The organism is Vibrio sp. VP6 (assembly GCF_028823755.1).
Lineage (GTDB): Bacteria > Pseudomonadota > Gammaproteobacteria > Enterobacterales > Vibrionaceae > Vibrio > Vibrio parahaemolyticus.
In genome coordinates this window covers 60,121-72,710 of record NZ_JAPEID010000017.1, presented here as the reverse complement: position 1 = coordinate 72,710, position 12,590 = coordinate 60,121, and the positions used below count along the sequence as shown (strand labels likewise).

The following is a 12,590-nucleotide window of genomic DNA, read 5'->3' as shown; positions in this document are numbered from 1 at the left end:
GGAGATAAAAACATGGCTAAAGAAACTCAATTGCAGGTAGAAGCAATCAAAAACGGCACCGTCATCGACCACATTCCAGCACAAATTGGTATCAAAGTGCTGAAATTGTTCGATATGCACAATTCTTCTCAACGTGTAACGATTGGTCTGAACTTGCCATCTTCAGCTCTGGGTCACAAAGACTTGCTGAAGATTGAGAACGTGTTCATCAATGAAGAACAAGCAAGCAAACTGGCGCTGTACGCACCGCACGCGACGGTAAACCAAATCGAAAACTACGAAGTCGTGAAAAAACTGGCTCTAGAGTTGCCAGAGAAAATCAACAACGTGTTTGAGTGTCCAAACTCAAACTGTATCTCTCACAACGAGCCAGTAGAAAGCAGTTTTAAAGTTTTCGAAAAGAAAGAAGAGATTCGTTTGAAGTGCAAATACTGTGAGAAAGTATTCTCACGTGAGATTGTGACTGAGCGATAATCTCGCCAACGCTCCGAACTCTCATACGCATGAAATACCCTGTCTTGGCAGGGTATTTTGCTCTTTACCTGCCGCAGGTTTAAAGGCAAACTGATTACCTTCAAGCATATTAATAAGGCTTGGGTATACTCTTTCTTCCCCTAAAACAGATGGAAAAATCAAATGACGAAAGTACTTCACACTGAGTCTGCACCAGCAGCAATCGGTCCTTACGTTCAAGGCGTAGATCTAGGCAACATGGTTCTAACTTCTGGTCAAATTCCAGTAAACCCAGCGACAGGTGAAGTGTCTGCTGACATCGCAGAACAAGCTCGTCAATCTCTAGACAACGTTAAAGCGGTTGTTGAAGCATCTGGTCTTAAAGTGTCAGACATCGTGAAAATGACGGTTTTCGTTAAAGATCTAAATGACTTCGGTACAGTAAACGAAGTGTACGGCAAATTCTTTGATGAGCACGAAGTAGCAAACTACCCTGCTCGCTCTTGTGTTGAAGTTGCACGTCTACCAAAAGATGTGGGTATCGAAATTGAAGCAATCGCGGTTCGCAAATAATTGCGATATCAGATTGAATGAATAAAAAATGGGTAGCCTTAGCTACCCATTTTTGTATTCGGTGTTTAACCCGTTTAAGCGGCGTTACGCTGTTTTACTTCTTCATCCAGCGCTTCTAGCTTTTCCTTCATCTGCTCGCGGCATACATTTGCGAGTTCACGGATGCCATCTTTACCGTAACCTTCAGTGCTTACCGGTGGCAACATTTCAACAATCACATGACCATTGTTCCAGCGGTTAAGTTTAATGTGGTCAGTGGAGCTACATACGATTGGAATAATTGGCACTTCAGCACCGATTGCCGCATGGAACGCACCCGTTTTAAACGGCAGCAAACCACGACCACGTGAGCGTGTACCTTCTGGGAACATCCAAACCGACACATCACTTTCTTTCATGCTGTTAACCACCTGATCGATAGTACCTTTCGCTTTTGAACGGTTTGCACGGTCAATCAGAATATTGCCCGTCAACCAGTAAAGCTGACCAAACAGTGGCATCCACGCTAGGCTTTTCTTACCGACGGTCACCACTTTTGGTGTCACTGCCGCAGACACAGTAAACATGTCCCAGTTGTTTTGGTGGTTAGCGATGTAAACGTGCTGACCACGAGAGTACGCATCTTCAGGAATACGTAATTCTAGCTTTACCCCAAATACGCGAGACATCTTGGCAAACAAGCGGCCAAATGTGAAAACGTGTTTAGGATTTCGAGGGCTTAATAGGCAGTAACCACAACCACCAATAAACATCACAATTGCGAAAATTGCGACAGCAAATACACGTAACAGTGCAATCATTCTTGTTCTCCAGGAACCGGCTTTTGCCAGATACAGCTATTAATATCGCTTTTTACATAGTCAGAAACTATGACAGAAAGCGCGATATAAAAAAGCCGAAACCTGAGTTTCGGCTCTCTTCATATCCAAGTCACCTGCTGTGCAGTTTAACTTGACTAGCTCACTCGCTCAATATTTGCGCCGAGTGCAGCCAGTTTATTTTCAATTTTGTCATAACCGCGATCGATGTGATAAATACGATCTACGATGGTTTCGCCTTTCGCGATACAACCAGCAATCACCAAACTTGCCGAAGCACGCAGATCCGTTGCCATCACTTGTGCACCACTTAGAGATTCAACGTCACCACAAATAACCGTGTTACCTTCAATCTCCGCTTTCGCCCCCATACGCATCAGCTCAGGCACGTGCATAAAGCGGTTTTCAAAGATAGTTTCAGTGATCACGCCGCCGCCTTTCGCCATCATGTTCAATAGCGTAAATTGCGCTTGCATGTCTGTCGGGAAACCAGGGTGAGGCGCAGTGCGAATACTTACTGCTTTTAACTCACGGTCTGTCATATCAATAGAGATCCAGTCTTCACCTGTCTCCACCAATGCGCCCGCTTCTTCTAGCTTCGCTAGAACCGCTTCAAGCAAGTGACCGTTGGTATTACGACAAACCACTTTACCGCCAGATACCGCTGCAGCTACTAGGAATGTCCCCGTTTCAATACGGTCTGCTACAACACTGTGCTTGCCGCCACCTAAGCGCTCAACACCTTCGATAGTGATGGTGTCTGTACCCGCGCCAGAGATTTTCGCGCCAAGTTTATTTAGGAAATCCGCCGTATCGACGATTTCAGGTTCGCGCGCTGCGTTGTCTAACGTTGTAGTACCTTCAGCCAGAGCTGCTGCACACATGATGGTAATGGTCGCGCCAACGCTCACTTTGTCCATCACGATGTGCGCGCCTTTCAGACGACCATCAACTTCAGCTTTCACGTAACCATCTTCAAGTGTGATGGTTGCGCCTAGTTGTTCCAGGCCAGTAATGTGCAAGTCAACTGGACGTGCGCCGATAGCACAACCACCAGGTAGAGAAACTTGACCTTGACCAAAACGAGCCACAAGTGGGCCTAACGCCCAGATAGAAGCACGCATGGTTTTAACTAAATCATAAGGAGCGCAATATTCATTGATGCTGCTTGGATCGACGTGAACAGAACCGTTACGGCTTACTTTAGCGCCAAGGCGTTTTAGTAGCTCCATGGTTGTGTCGATATCGCGAAGATGTGGTACGTTTGCCACTTCTACAGGCTCTTCAGCCAAGATAGACGCAAATAAAATAGGCAGTGCTGCGTTTTTTGCACCAGAAATGGTCACTTCACCAACTAGTGGTTTATCTGACCCAATAACTCGAAACTTTTCCATCAATAAACCTTAAAGCGACATCAGTTTCTTATCACGAGCCCACTCTTCTGGTGTGAACGCTTTGATCGATAATGCGTGAATGTCGTTACGCTGGATGTATTCCATCAGAGGACCATAAATCAATTGCTGCTTCTTAACGCGGCTCATTCCCTCGAAACAAGCATCAACAGCAACCACTTCATAGTGGCTACCTTCACCTTTTACATGCACTTCTTGAAGGTTTAGTGCTTCTTCTAATAACTGTTGTACTTTTGCGCTGTCCACAATTTACCCCTGATAATTCTTTATGTGTTTGGCCACTAAAGATTCAACGTTGCTAAGTTGAAACAAAGTGCGCAGTTGCGCCGGCACGAAACTGAGCATTATATGACAGTTTTGCTTTTTTGCATGCTCTAATAAGTGGATTAACATCACCATTCCTGCAGAGTCGACTCGTTCGATCTCTTCTAGTGAGCATTCCAGTTCTTTTTGCGACGGTTTCCACTGCTGGGCAAAGGCCCACAATGACGGCACTGAGTCTCTATCCAGCGCCCCCGTTAGTGTTAACGTATCTTGTTGCAACTGCCACTGCGCGTGAGACTGAACCATTACTTTTTCGCCTCAAAGCGAATTGGCTCCGCTGCAAGTTTTTCAAGGTCTTGCGCTACCGCAAGAATACCGTCTTGGCGAATTTTGGTGTTCCACTCAGATTGCTTGCTTGAAAGCAAACTAATGCCTTCTGCAACCATGTCGAACGCTTCCCATTCGTCAGTTTTGTTGTCTTTACGCAGTTTAAATTCTAGTTTGATGTTTGGACGAGGTGCATCAATGATCTCAACTTTGATGCTGGTAATACGCTTAGAGTCGTCTAATTTCGGCTCTGGACCAAACTCAATTTGTTGATCGCTGTATTGCGTCAAGACTTGTGCGTAAGACGCAATCAAGTAAGCACGGAACGCATCTACAAACTCTAGCACGTCTTCACGTTTTGCCCCTTTCAAGTTAGGGCCAAGCAGTTTCAGTGCTGCGTAACGGTCGTTGACGTAAGGCATCAGCTCTTGCTCAACAATCACCTTTAATAGATTAGGATCTTGTTTGATTTTTGGCTGTTCTGCTTTTAGTCGGGCAAATGTCACTTCAGCCACTTGCTTCATCATTTGATATGGCTGAGTTTTATCCACTTCTGCCGCGCCAACCCCAAAAGCGGTAAGCACCACAGAAAATGAAAGTAATAGTCTAGCTAACATAGTTATTCCTTACTTGAACCGTCTGAACCACCAACGCTGTAAAGTACCTGACCAATTAAGTCTTCAAGCACTAACGCAGATTTAGTGTCTTCGATGGTATCTCCGTCTACCAGCATAGCTTCGTCATCAAAAACAAACCCTGGTACTAAACCAATGTACTGCTCACCGATCAACCCTGACGTTAGAATTTGTACGCTGGATGTTTCTGGAAATTGATTGTACTGGCTGTTAATTGACAAGCTGACCACTGGCAATAAGTTATCTGGATTCAGAGTAATGTTACTTACACGACCGATAACCACGCCTCCAACTTTCACCGGAGAGCGTACTTTCAAGCTGCCAATATTATCGAACTCGGCTTTGAGGGTGTAAGTATCACCAGAGCCAATGCTTTTTACGTCAGCAACTTGAAAAATCATCACAAGAATCGCGCAAATTCCCGCTAATACAAAGCTGCCAACCCATAATTCTGTTTTACGTGTTTGTTGCATGATTAATTCCCAAACATCAATGCGGTCAGTACAAAGTCTAGTCCCAGTACTGCTAAAGAAGAATGCACAACAGTGCGCGTAGTTGCTCGGCTGATCCCTTCCGAGGTAGGAATCGCATCGTAGCCATTAAATAGAGCAATCCAAGTTACCGTAATGGCAAACACAAAGCATTTGATCATGCTGTTGCCGATATCTTGTCCCAACTCAACAGAAGATTGCATGGCTGCCCAAAAGCTGCCGTGATCCACACCTTTCCAATCCACACCGACGAGCTGTGCCCCCCAGATGCCAACAGCCATGAAGATCATCGCAAGTAGTGGCATTGAGATAGCCCCAGCCCAAAAACGTGGTGCAATCACTCGTTTCAGTGGGTCAACTGCCATCATTTCTAAGCTTGAAAGCTGCTCAGTAGCTTTCATCAAACCAATTTCTGCTGTCAGCGCAGAGCCTGCACGTCCAGCGAAAAGAAGCGCAGTAACCACCGGCCCAAGTTCACGCAGTAGTGACAACGCGACCATCTGACCAAGACTGCCTTCCGCGCCGTAATCCACCAGCACTACATAGCCTTGCAAGCTAAGAACCATGCCGATAAACAAACCAGATACGACGATGATAGCCAGTGATTGCACGCCAACGGAATACAACTGTTTGATGAGTAGAGGAAAACTTTTAGAGGGTTGAGGCTTAGAGAAGATAGCGCCAACAAGCATCAAGGTTGCCCGGCCAAAAGCTTCACAGATGGCGAGTGTGCGTTTTCCTAATGAAGCGACAAATTGAATAAAGCTAGCGACCATCAAATAGATCCTTTTCGATACTTTGCGCAGGAAAACGAAACGGCACCGGGCCATCTGCATCACCTTGTAAGAACTGCTGCACTCGCGGGTCTGGGTTTTGACTCAACTCCTCTGGCGTGCCAAACGCGATGATCTTGCCATCTGCTAGTAGGTAAACCCAATCAGCAATACTCATGACCTCCGGTACATCGTGTGATACCACAATAGACGTAAGGCCTAGAGCTTGGTTTAAGTCTTTGATCAACTCAACCAAAACACCCATGGTAATTGGGTCTTGTCCCACAAATGGTTCATCGAACATGATTAAATCAGGGTCAAGTGCGATGGCACGAGCCAATGCGGCACGCCTCGCCATACCACCTGAAAGCTCACTTGGCATTAATTGCGCGGCTCCGCGCAGGCCAACCGCTTCGAGCTTAAGCAGCACCATAGTACGAATCAAATCTTCTGAAAGATTGGTGTGTTCACGCAGTGGAAAGGCCACATTGTCAAACACATTCAAATCCGTGAACAGAGCTCCGGATTGAAACAGCATGCTCATTTTCTTACGAGCGTTGTAGAGTTTTTTGCGAGAAAGAGTCGGAATGTTGTCACCATCAAACCAAATCTCTCCTTGTTCGGGATACAACTGACCGCCAATTAAACGGAGCAGTGTCGTTTTACCGATTCCCGATGGTCCCATAATCGCCGTCACTTTACCTTCAGGAACATGCAGATCAATACCATCAAAGATCGTGCGATTTCCTCGTGAAAAAGTGAGGTTGTTCACGGTGACTAAATCGTTGTTCGACATATCATCTCTTCTACTGTCAGAGCATTAACGCTCGCAGAGTTGTCAAGTCAATCCACTTCCGAATAGCGCTAAGGGTTCCCTTATCGCCGCTTCGGTACATTTATTAGGCTGCAATCATAAGCACATTGGCTTGGAATTTAAAGCACTGTTCGATTAAATAAAGCCGACCAAATTCAAGCTATTCTCCATAAATTATGGCCTGATTGTCACCAAGTGTTTAAATCCTAGACCAGAATCATCACTTTATTTGCAATGATTGAATGAGTGACAATTACATACATTTTCGTTACTAACCTTTAATTTATTCGTTGTTTATCTTCCATTTTAAGCTGCAAAAGGTCAAAATTAGCGGTTACTCATTTCACTCATTTAATACTTAGGAATTCTCATGCTCGAAGCCGTAGCGTTGCTTATCGTCGGTCTTGTTTTACTTGTTTGGAGCGCAGATAAACTTGTTTTTGGTTCTGCAGCTATAGCCCGCAACGTCGGTATTTCACCTTTAGTGATCGGTATGACCATTCTTGCAATGGGCTCATCAGCACCAGAAATGATGGTGTCAGCAACAGCCGCTTGGGACGGTAAAACCGATACCGCTGTCGGTAACGTTTTGGGTTCAAACATTGCTAACATTGCCCTAATCCTAGGTATTACTGCACTGATCAAACCTCTTTCTATTAGTTCTGCAGTTATCCGTCGCGAATTACCATTAATGATCGCGGTAACTGTGTTAGCTGGGATTTTACTGTGGAACAGCCACCTTGGTTTTTATGAAGGTGTCTTACTATTTGTTCTGTTTGGTGCTTTTTTATTTGCTATGTTGCAAATCAGCCGCAAAGAACAAAAATCTGGCGATGCGTTTCTTGAAGATCAAGAATCAGAAATCCCACAAGGCGTTAGCAACCCTAAGGCCATCATGTGGGTGGTTATCGGTTTAATATTGCTTCCTTTGGCAGCAAGCCTACTGGTCGACAATGCGGTTATTATTGCTAAGCATTTCGGCATGAGCGACCTAGTGATCGGTCTGACAATTATTGCCATCGGTACGAGTCTTCCTGAGCTTGCAGCATCACTTGCTGGTGTATTGAAAGGTGAAGACGATATGGCAGTTGGTAACATCATCGGCTCGAACGTTTTCAATATTTTGGCGGTAATGGGCCTTCCTGGCATCATTAACCCATCCACACTAAGTGAATACGCGATGGGACGTGACTTTTGGGTCATGCTTGGCGTGTCACTGTTGTTAGTAGCAATGTGTTTAGGTAAATCACGCAGCATCAACCGCCTCGAAGGGGCGATTCTGTTTACGTGTTTCTTGGGTTACCAAGTGTACCTATTTGCCAACATGGCCGCTTAATACCATTAATAAGTAGAGACAAATTGGAGCCCTGATATGTCCAATCCATTTGATTTTCGCGCTGCAGCTAAACAAGTTCTTGATATCGAAGTCGCGGCTCTGCAAGAGCTAGACAAATACTTTGATGAGCAGTTTGAACAAGCTTGCGAATTGATCCTTTCCAATAGCGGCAAAGTTGTCGTGATGGGTATGGGCAAATCAGGCCACATTGGCAACAAGATTGCAGCAACGCTTGCCAGCACAGGTACATCAGCGTTTTTCGTTCACCCGGGTGAAGCAGCGCATGGTGACTTGGGTATGATCAGCGCGGGTGACATTGTTATCGCTATTTCTAACTCTGGCGAGTCCCATGAAATCTTGTCTCTCTTCCCTGTTCTAAAGCGTTTAAACATTAAAATCATTAGCATGACGGGCAAGCCAGAATCCAACATGGCAAAACTGGCTGACTTGCACTTGCAAATCACTGTCCCTCAAGAAGCTTGTCCACTTGGTCTTGCACCAACCAGCAGTACCACAGCAACTTTAGTAATGGGCGATGCGCTAGCAGTTGCCCTACTTCAAGCGCGTGGATTCTCAGCAGAAGACTTCGCTCTCTCACATCCTGGTGGTGCTTTAGGAAGAAAATTGCTACTTAAGCTGTCTGATATTATGCACTTCGGAAATGCATTACCGAAAGTGTCTCCAGATGCGTTGATTCGCGATGCGCTTTTGGAGATTTCAGAGAAAGGTTTGGGAATGACAGCAATCGTGGACGAGCACGATGCTATGCTTGGTATATTCACCGATGGTGACTTACGCCGCACTTTGGATAAGCGCATTGATATTCATACCACGGCTATTGGCGAAGTCATGACGAAAAATCCAACCACGGCACATCCAGAAATGTTAGCAGTGGAAGGATTGAACTTAATGCAGAACAAAAACATCAACGCACTTATCCTATGCAAAGAAGATAAAATCGTTGGCGCATTAAATATGCATGATTTACTAAAAGCTGGTGTGATGTAATATCGGCAACACGAAACATTCAAACGATTGATTACACAGATTAAGGCAATAGTCAGGGAAGTACTGAGCTAAACAAAAGGCCTTTAATATATGAGTTTTACTCGCCTTATTTATTTGCTCTTGGTGTTCGTCGTCGCATGGTGTGGTTATTACCTACTCACACCAAAAGGTAACGATGCAATTCAAGTAGCCCCAGACACCGAACTGCCATTGTTCAGTGGAACTGGTTTAGAAAACATCACCTATGGTGAAGATGGTGTACGTAGTTACATCATCCGCTCCAACAACTTAGATTACTATGCTAAGAGTGGAGAAACGATTTTTAACAGCCCTACCTTGATGGTTTACCGAGAAGGTAGCGTCGTCGAGTGGAAGGTAACAGCTACAAGAGCTGTTTTAGATGAAGACCAAGTGCTGACTTTGTACGACAAAGTCTTAATGCAAAACCTATTACCGGGCGCCAGTTTCGATACGATGGCGACCGATAAGTTGGTCATCAATCTAACCAATCGTGATTTTAAAGCCGATCAACAAGTAATGTTGGTTGGACCGCAATTTGAAACTACTGGAGGCGCGATGCAAGGAAACTTAAAACAGCACACCGCGACTCTAACGAATGAAGTTCAAGGTCGATATGAAACCGTTACACCTTAGTCTACTGGCACTAGTATTAGCAGCGCCTCAAGCGTTTGCACTTAAGTCGGATACTCAACAGCCGGTTTACATTAACTCTGACACCCAACAGGTGGACATGAAGAGTAACCAGGTCATTTTTAAAGGTGATGTCTCGCTTAAGCAAGGCAGCATCAATATCGATGCAGATAGAATTGTTGTCACTCGCGATCCAAAAACGGAAGCAATCAAACAAATTCAAGCATTTGGTAAGCCTGCGACATTTTCGCAGCTGATGGACGATGGTAAAACGTTAAGTGGTCAAGCAACCGAGCTCGATTACCGCATCTCGACTGACGAACTGACCATGAAAGGCCAAGCGCAGCTCGCTCAAGATGGTAACACCATCAAAGGCTCATCGATTCGTTACCAAATCGGTCAACAGAAGTTGGTAGCTGACAGCTCTAAAAACGAGCGTGTAACCACGATTTTGCAACCAAATCAGATAGAGAACTAATATGGCGGTACTGAGTGCAAAAAATCTCGCAAAGAGCTACAAAAAGCGCAAAGTCGTCACCGATGTTAGCTTAGAAGTAGAGTCTGGTCAGATTGTGGGCTTACTTGGTCCTAACGGTGCCGGTAAAACCACCTCGTTTTACATGATTGTTGGTCTGGTGCCTCGTGATGAAGGCACCATCACCATTGACGACAAAGACATCAGTATTTTGCCAATGCACAGCCGCTCTCGCATGGGTATTGGCTATCTACCGCAGGAAGCGTCGATTTTCCGCAAACTGTCCGTGGAAGATAACATCATGGCCGTATTGGAAACTCGCCAAGAAATGACCCGCGAAGAGCGTCAGGACAAGCTGGAAGATTTGTTGGAAGAATTCCACATACAGCACATAAGAACCAGTGCGGGTATGGCACTATCGGGTGGTGAACGTCGCCGAGTCGAAATCGCTCGAGCTCTTGCGGCAAACCCACAATTCATTTTGTTGGATGAACCTTTCGCAGGTGTCGACCCTATTTCGGTTAATGACATCAAGAAAATCATCGAGCACCTACGCGATCGTGGCCTTGGTGTATTAATCACAGACCATAACGTACGTGAAACACTGGACGTATGTGAAAAAGCCTATATCGTAAGCCAAGGGCACCTCATTGCATCGGGAACTCCGGAAGAAGTTCTGAACAATGAACAGGTGAAACAAGTTTATCTCGGCGAACAATTCCGTCTATGATTACATTAGGAACGGTAAGATTCTGAGCATTACAAGGTAAGTAACACTGAATGAAACCTTCATTACAACTCAAGCTAGGTCAACAGTTAGCCATGACGCCACAGTTGCAACAAGCGATTCGCTTGCTGCAGTTGTCGACTCTCGATCTTCAACAAGAAATCCAAGAAGCACTGGACTCAAACCCGCTATTGGAAGTTGAAGAAGGCCACGAAGAACCTCAAGCAAATGGTGAAGACAAATCAGCACTCGAAACTGCTGACAACAGTGCCAACGAGCCAACAGAAATCGAAGTTCCTGATAGTTCTGACGTCATCGAAAAGTCCGAAATCAGCTCAGAGCTTGAAATCGACACAACTTGGGATGATGTCTACAGCGCAAATACGGGCAGTACCGGTTTAGCGTTAGACGATGATATGCCGGTCTACCAAGGCGAAACCACAGAATCGCTGCACGATTACTTAATGTGGCAACTCGACTTAACGCCTTTCAGTGAAACCGACCGTACGATTGCCATTGCCATCATTGATGCGATTGACGATTACGGCTATCTGACCCTATCTCCTGAAGAGATTCACGAAAGCTTCGACAACGAAGATATTGAGTTGGATGAGGTCGAAGCCGTGCGCAAACGCATCCAACAGTTTGACCCGCTTGGTGTGGCATCGCGGAACCTGCAAGAATGCTTACTCCTGCAACTTGCAACCTTCCCAGAAGACACGCCTTGGCTTGCAGAAGCCAAAATGATTCTTGCCGATCACATCGATCACCTTGGTAATCGCGATTACAAACTGGTCATCAAAGAAACTAAGCTAAAAGAAGCGGATCTACGCGAAGTATTAAAACTGATCCAACAGTTAGATCCTCGTCCGGGCAGCCGCATTACCCCAGACGACACAGAATACGTCATTCCGGACGTATCGGTATTTAAAGATCATGGGAAATGGACCGTTTCCATCAACCCTGACAGCATTCCAAAGTTAAAAGTTAACCAACAATACGCTCAATTAGGCAAAGGCAACAGTGCGGATAGCCAGTACATTCGCAGCAATTTGCAAGAGGCAAAATGGTTAATTAAGAGCTTAGAGAGCAGAAACGAGACGCTACTCAAAGTTGCAAGATGTATTGTTGAACATCAACAAGATTTCTTCGAGTATGGTGAAGAAGCCATGAAGCCAATGGTACTCAATGATGTAGCCTTGGCGGTGGACATGCATGAATCCACAATATCTCGTGTTACGACACAAAAGTTCATGCATACGCCACGTGGCATTTTTGAATTGAAGTACTTCTTCTCCAGCCACGTCAGTACAGACAATGGCGGAGAATGTTCGTCAACAGCAATCCGCGCACTCATTAAGAAACTGGTCGCGGCAGAGAATACTGCTAAACCACTTAGTGACAGTAAGATTGCTGCTCTTCTGGCTGACCAAGGGATTCAGGTCGCAAGACGTACGATAGCTAAATATCGCGAATCCTTGGGTATTGCCCCTTCAAGTCAGCGTAAACGCCTACTTTAAGGCACTAACTGAAAAGGAAAGTCTATGCAAATCAATATTCAAGGCCATCACGTTGATCTTACCGATTCAATGCAAGACTATGTTCAATCTAAGTTTCAGAAGCTCGAAAGGTTCTTCGACCATATCAATCAAGTACAAGTTGTACTAAAAGTTGAAAAAATTAACCAAATCGCGGAAGCTACACTCCACGTAAATCATGGCGAAATCCACGCATCAGCCGATGACGAGAATATGTATGCCGCGATCGATTCGCTGGTAGATAAATTGGTTCGCCAACTTAATAAGCACAAAGAAAAATTAAACAGTCATTAAT

General features: G+C 45.2%; 17 protein-coding genes. 9 read left to right on the top strand and 8 right to left on the bottom strand.

Annotated elements, in window-relative coordinates; translation table 11 throughout:
* Window positions 1-12 precede the first annotated feature (12 nt).
* Entirely contained in the window at window positions 13-474 is a 462-nt protein-coding gene (pyrI, locus tag OU793_RS12755) for an aspartate carbamoyltransferase regulatory subunit (protein WP_005455107.1), read from the top strand.
* Between the two features lie 162 nt (window positions 475-636).
* Window positions 637-1,026 carry a RidA family protein gene (locus tag OU793_RS12750; protein ID WP_005455108.1) on the top strand — a complete coding sequence of 130 codons (390 nt, stop codon included), beginning with the start codon at window positions 637-639 and terminating at the stop codon, window positions 1,024-1,026.
* A 74-nt stretch (window positions 1,027-1,100) separates the two neighbouring features.
* On the opposite strand, the gene OU793_RS12745 is transcribed toward OU793_RS12750, so the two are convergent.
* The 8 genes from OU793_RS12745 to mlaF all read right to left on the bottom strand — a co-directional run bounded on the left by OU793_RS12745 (window position 1,101) and on the right by mlaF (window position 6,542).
* Complete coding sequence (locus OU793_RS12745; RefSeq protein WP_005455109.1) at window positions 1,101-1,826, bottom strand: 1-acylglycerol-3-phosphate O-acyltransferase; 726 nt, start codon at window positions 1,824-1,826, stop codon at window positions 1,101-1,103.
* 155 nt (window positions 1,827-1,981) lie between these two features.
* Entirely contained in the window at window positions 1,982-3,238 is a 1,257-nt protein-coding gene (gene murA / locus OU793_RS12740; RefSeq protein WP_025592333.1) for a UDP-N-acetylglucosamine 1-carboxyvinyltransferase, read from the bottom strand.
* 9 nt (window positions 3,239-3,247) lie between these two features.
* Window positions 3,248-3,502, bottom strand: a complete 255-nt coding sequence (ibaG, locus tag OU793_RS12735) for a BolA family iron metabolism protein IbaG (protein ID WP_005484869.1) — start codon at window positions 3,500-3,502, stop codon at window positions 3,248-3,250.
* Window positions 3,503-3,505: 3 nt separating this feature from the next.
* The gene (locus OU793_RS12730; protein WP_025499549.1) at window positions 3,506-3,826 is read right to left on the bottom strand and encodes a lipid asymmetry maintenance protein MlaB; all 321 of its coding nucleotides are present in this window, start codon (window positions 3,824-3,826) and stop codon (window positions 3,506-3,508) included.
* Window positions 3,826-4,464 (bottom strand): phospholipid-binding protein MlaC, encoded by a 639-nt coding sequence (locus tag OU793_RS12725; protein ID WP_005478835.1) that lies wholly within the window; start codon window positions 4,462-4,464, stop codon window positions 3,826-3,828. Before OU793_RS12725 ends, OU793_RS12730 begins: the two co-directional genes overlap by 1 nt.
* A 2-nt stretch (window positions 4,465-4,466) precedes the next feature.
* Window positions 4,467-4,955, bottom strand: a complete 489-nt coding sequence (gene mlaD, locus OU793_RS12720; RefSeq protein WP_005455116.1) for an outer membrane lipid asymmetry maintenance protein MlaD — start codon at window positions 4,953-4,955, stop codon at window positions 4,467-4,469.
* Between the two features lie 2 nt (window positions 4,956-4,957).
* Complete coding sequence (mlaE, locus tag OU793_RS12715) at window positions 4,958-5,749, bottom strand: lipid asymmetry maintenance ABC transporter permease subunit MlaE (RefSeq protein WP_021454015.1); 792 nt, start codon at window positions 5,747-5,749, stop codon at window positions 4,958-4,960.
* On the bottom strand, window positions 5,739-6,542 hold the full coding sequence (gene mlaF / locus OU793_RS12710) for a phospholipid ABC transporter ATP-binding protein MlaF (protein ID WP_005455119.1): 804 nt from the start codon (window positions 6,540-6,542) through the stop codon (window positions 5,739-5,741). The genes mlaE and mlaF overlap by 11 nt, the downstream gene beginning before the upstream one ends.
* A 388-nt stretch (window positions 6,543-6,930) precedes the next feature.
* On the opposite strand from mlaF, the gene OU793_RS12705 reads away from it, so the two are divergent.
* The 7 genes from OU793_RS12705 to hpf all read left to right on the top strand — a co-directional run bounded on the left by OU793_RS12705 (window position 6,931) and on the right by hpf (window position 12,589).
* Window positions 6,931-7,896, top strand: coding sequence for a calcium/sodium antiporter (locus OU793_RS12705; RefSeq protein ID WP_005455122.1), 966 nt, complete (start codon window positions 6,931-6,933; stop codon window positions 7,894-7,896).
* 36 nt (window positions 7,897-7,932) lie between these two features.
* A complete protein-coding gene (gene kdsD, locus OU793_RS12700; RefSeq protein ID WP_005484881.1) occupies window positions 7,933-8,904 on the top strand; it encodes an arabinose-5-phosphate isomerase KdsD in 972 nt (323 codons plus the stop codon).
* A gap of 90 nt (window positions 8,905-8,994) precedes the next feature.
* Window positions 8,995-9,558, top strand: coding sequence for an LPS export ABC transporter periplasmic protein LptC (gene lptC, locus OU793_RS12695; protein WP_005467805.1), 564 nt, complete (start codon window positions 8,995-8,997; stop codon window positions 9,556-9,558).
* Window positions 9,539-10,033, top strand: a complete 495-nt coding sequence (gene lptA / locus OU793_RS12690) for a lipopolysaccharide transport periplasmic protein LptA (RefSeq protein WP_005467803.1) — start codon at window positions 9,539-9,541, stop codon at window positions 10,031-10,033. The genes lptC and lptA overlap by 20 nt, the downstream gene beginning before the upstream one ends.
* 1 nt (window position 10,034) lies before the next feature.
* Entirely contained in the window at window positions 10,035-10,760 is a 726-nt protein-coding gene (lptB, locus tag OU793_RS12685; protein WP_005467801.1) for an LPS export ABC transporter ATP-binding protein, read from the top strand.
* Window positions 10,761-10,810: 50 nt separating this feature from the next.
* Complete coding sequence (locus OU793_RS12680) at window positions 10,811-12,277, top strand: RNA polymerase factor sigma-54 (RefSeq protein WP_005484866.1); 1,467 nt, start codon at window positions 10,811-10,813, stop codon at window positions 12,275-12,277.
* A 24-nt stretch (window positions 12,278-12,301) separates the two neighbouring features.
* Window positions 12,302-12,589 carry a ribosome hibernation promoting factor gene (gene hpf, locus OU793_RS12675; RefSeq protein WP_005467451.1) on the top strand — a complete coding sequence of 96 codons (288 nt, stop codon included), beginning with the start codon at window positions 12,302-12,304 and terminating at the stop codon, window positions 12,587-12,589.
* The last annotated feature ends 1 nt before the right edge of the window (window position 12,590 follow it).

What these genes read in the sequence shown, in the direction of transcription:
- lptA (WP_005467803.1), top strand. Translation starts at nt 9,539, where the DNA reads ATGAAACCGTTACACCTTAGTCTACTGGCACTAGTATTAGCAGCGCCT.
- OU793_RS12725 (WP_005478835.1), bottom strand. Translation starts at nt 4,464, where the DNA reads ATGTTAGCTAGACTATTACTTTCATTTTCTGTGGTGCTTACCGCTTTT.
- murA (WP_025592333.1), bottom strand. Translation starts at nt 3,238, where the DNA reads ATGGAAAAGTTTCGAGTTATTGGGTCAGATAAACCACTAGTTGGTGAA.
- lptB (WP_005467801.1), top strand. Translation starts at nt 10,035, where the DNA reads ATGGCGGTACTGAGTGCAAAAAATCTCGCAAAGAGCTACAAAAAGCGC.
- OU793_RS12745 (WP_005455109.1), bottom strand. Translation starts at nt 1,826, where the DNA reads ATGATTGCACTGTTACGTGTATTTGCTGTCGCAATTTTCGCAATTGTG.
- OU793_RS12750 (WP_005455108.1), top strand. Translation starts at nt 637, where the DNA reads ATGACGAAAGTACTTCACACTGAGTCTGCACCAGCAGCAATCGGTCCT.
- lptC (WP_005467805.1), top strand. Translation starts at nt 8,995, where the DNA reads ATGAGTTTTACTCGCCTTATTTATTTGCTCTTGGTGTTCGTCGTCGCA.
- mlaD (WP_005455116.1), bottom strand. Translation starts at nt 4,955, where the DNA reads ATGCAACAAACACGTAAAACAGAATTATGGGTTGGCAGCTTTGTATTA.
- kdsD (WP_005484881.1), top strand. Translation starts at nt 7,933, where the DNA reads ATGTCCAATCCATTTGATTTTCGCGCTGCAGCTAAACAAGTTCTTGAT.
- mlaE (WP_021454015.1), bottom strand. Translation starts at nt 5,749, where the DNA reads ATGGTCGCTAGCTTTATTCAATTTGTCGCTTCATTAGGAAAACGCACA.
- pyrI (WP_005455107.1), top strand. Translation starts at nt 13, where the DNA reads ATGGCTAAAGAAACTCAATTGCAGGTAGAAGCAATCAAAAACGGCACC.
- OU793_RS12705 (WP_005455122.1), top strand. Translation starts at nt 6,931, where the DNA reads ATGCTCGAAGCCGTAGCGTTGCTTATCGTCGGTCTTGTTTTACTTGTT.
- OU793_RS12680 (WP_005484866.1), top strand. Translation starts at nt 10,811, where the DNA reads ATGAAACCTTCATTACAACTCAAGCTAGGTCAACAGTTAGCCATGACG.
- mlaF (WP_005455119.1), bottom strand. Translation starts at nt 6,542, where the DNA reads ATGTCGAACAACGATTTAGTCACCGTGAACAACCTCACTTTTTCACGA.
- OU793_RS12730 (WP_025499549.1), bottom strand. Translation starts at nt 3,826, where the DNA reads ATGGTTCAGTCTCACGCGCAGTGGCAGTTGCAACAAGATACGTTAACA.
- hpf (WP_005467451.1), top strand. Translation starts at nt 12,302, where the DNA reads ATGCAAATCAATATTCAAGGCCATCACGTTGATCTTACCGATTCAATG.